The following is a 2770-nucleotide window of genomic DNA, read 5'->3' on the forward strand; positions in this document are numbered from 1 at the left end:
GATTGCAAAAAAACAAGATTTTCAATAGGTTACTTATAATCCTAACTATAGTTAGCCTTTCATAAGTAGCGATGCAACAAAGCCCACTGGAATCCAGAAAAAAAGAAATATGTATCAGCTACTTTCATTTGCTGCGCCTCGAAAATAAACGTTCATGTAGCTAAGCCATAAATCCAGTATAAAGACCTTTAATCATTGGCTTCGTAGTACTTCTCAACCAACTTATTAAGTAACCTTACACCAAAACCTACTGCTCCTCTTGGACAAATGTCAGTACCTTTCTCGTGCCAAGCAGTGCCTGCGATATCTAAATGTGCCCAGCAAGTTTCATTCACAAAACGCTGTAAAAACTGTGCAGCCATTATGCTATCTCCACCAGAGCCTGCAGGAGCGATGTTTTGAACATCAGCAATCGGTGAATCAATAATTTTGTCATAAGTTTCATTCATAGGAAAACGCCATAACTTCTCATTTACTTCATTTCCTGCATCAATCAGACGGCTTGCTAATTCATCATTATTTGAAAAAAGACCAGCATATTCGTTATTTCCAAGTGCAACCACTATAGCACCAGTTAAAGTTGCAAGATCAATCATAAATTTTGGTGAGAATCTGTCTTGCGTATACCATAAAGCATCTGCAAGTATGAGCCTTCCTTCTGCATCGGTGTTCAACACTTCTATTGTCTGTCCAGACATTGAAGTTACTACATCACTTGGTCTTTGAGCATTACCACCCACTGCATTTTCTGCAAGTGCGACCACACCGATCGCATTTACTTTTGCTTTTCGTCCTGCTAAAGCATGCATCACCCCAACCACAGTAGCAGAGCCTGCCATGTCATATTTCATTGACTCCATACCACGTGAAGGTTTGAGTGATACTCCACCAGTGTCAAACGTTATACCTTTACCAACAAAAGCTATTGGCTTTTGTTCTTTAGCAGCCCCATTCCATTTTATCACTACTAATTTTGGTTCTTTACTACTTCCTTGTGCAACTCCAAGCAAGGCTCCCATTTTTTTCTCTTCCATCTGCTTTTTATCAAGCACCTCGATTTCAAGGCCAAGCTTAGTAAGTTCTTTTTTTATATGATCAGCATAGGATTCTGGATATAGAATGTTAGGAGGCTCTGTTATAAAAGAGCGCGCAAGGAATATACTCTCCCCTTCTTGCCTTAAGTGCTCAAATGATCTTTCAGCATCACTTAATTGCTCACCTTTTACTAATACGGTAATCTCCTCTACCTCTGTAAATTTTTCATCCTTTTTAGTTTTATACTTATCAAACTTAAAACTACGCAGAAACGCACCATATGCAACATTTGCTGCACTACCTTCGATTAAAACTGCTGCTTTTTTAATTTTTAATCTGCTTAGCTCACAATATATTTTACCACCAATATTTAATTCTTTATTTTCATTCCACTCACCCTTCTTACCAAGTCCAACAACTATGACATTTTTTTCTTCTGGCAAAGTAGTAGAGAAAAATTCACCAAAACTTCCATTGAAATCGCTAAATTGCTTTATATTATCTATGATCTGTTTTCCTTGCAAAACTCCGCCATCATTTACGGTTTCGTTGTCCTCAAATAAACCCGTTATTATTGTTTTAAAATCGGGCGAAATTTTAGAAATTGTTATTTTCATTGCTGGCATCTCCGTTGCAAATAATTGTAAACTGTACATAAAACATAGCAAAAACATCAGTAAGATATTTTTCATATGCATCCTAAATACAATAACACTCAAGTCTACTATGGACTTCCTTACATGCAAGGGTTTTTTATCTTTTATTAGAGAACTTATTATATCCGCCCAAGGTAATGTTAAACGTATAGGTTTTTATGACCTGATCACTGTAAGTAAATGGTGTTATGAGAAGGCTTGCAAGCCCATTATTAACAAAATCTCCAAGAACAGGATCAGCGCAATTATCGCAATTATGGTCAACAAAAAACATTTGCGTTGTGAATTCCGGAAAATCCGGATGTTGAACTAGAAAATTGATATGTGGAGCTCTATCACCAATTTTACCAGGTGCTATCGTAATAAAATTATAATAGCCAAGGTTATTCACTACAAACCTTCCTGATCCAGCAAAATTCGGATCATCCTCTATATTCTTATCGTAATGGTTCACACCGCGTGAATTTGCGTGCCATATAGAAACTACAGCATTTTGTATTGGTAAACAGTTTATATCAGTAATTCTACCCACTATGTGTATTAATTCTCCTGTTGCACTATTTGGAGAACCAGGTTTCCTTCTTAAATTGTTTGAAGAGCTAAAATTTTTTGGCCTTGCATCAAGGTCATATATTTCTGGAGTTTCAATGCAGTTGAGCAAAACAGGATCATCTGCAAATAGCGGCAAACTGAATACCATTTGTACTAAAAACGCTAATAAGATATTTTTCACATTCATTTCATTTATAATAGACTTCTTGCATAACCATATAACAAACTTTTATTGGGAATAGAAACAAAAAACTTACTTGACACCCTTCGCCAGCCCCCTTACCATGAAACTGAAGGTATTCAGTTATCTTCATCTGTGCAGATTAAACAGCAAGAAAACAACGTAGTTGGCGTCTTATTTTTAATTTTTTGCACTATGTGCACCTTATGTCTTCACAATATTTCTAGGTTTTTACCTACACAAGCTGAAACGCGCTATTTAAAACATTAAAAAACGCCAACTTAAAAAATGGATAGTGAATAACTAGCTACCCTAGGGTTTCTTTTGCCTTTTTTTCTGTTTAGTA

The 2770-nt window shown here is 36.2% G+C and carries 2 protein-coding genes; both read right to left on the reverse strand.

Annotated features, from left to right (window positions below; all coding sequences use genetic code 11):
• Nucleotides 1-188: 188 nt before the first annotated feature.
• Nucleotides 189-1691, reverse strand: a complete 1503-nt coding sequence (locus OZD66_RS01835; RefSeq protein WP_182366424.1) for a leucyl aminopeptidase — start codon at nucleotides 1689-1691, stop codon at nucleotides 189-191.
• 97 nt (nucleotides 1692-1788) lie between these two features.
• Nucleotides 1789-2430 (reverse strand): protocatechuate 3,4-dioxygenase, encoded by a 642-nt coding sequence (locus OZD66_RS01840; protein ID WP_182366269.1) that lies wholly within the window; start codon nucleotides 2428-2430, stop codon nucleotides 1789-1791.
• Between the last annotated feature and the right edge of the window lie 340 nt (nucleotides 2431-2770).

It is taken from the genome of Wolbachia endosymbiont of Drosophila baimaii (assembly GCF_028982185.1).
GTDB classification, from domain to species: domain Bacteria; phylum Pseudomonadota; class Alphaproteobacteria; order Rickettsiales; family Anaplasmataceae; genus Wolbachia; species Wolbachia pipientis.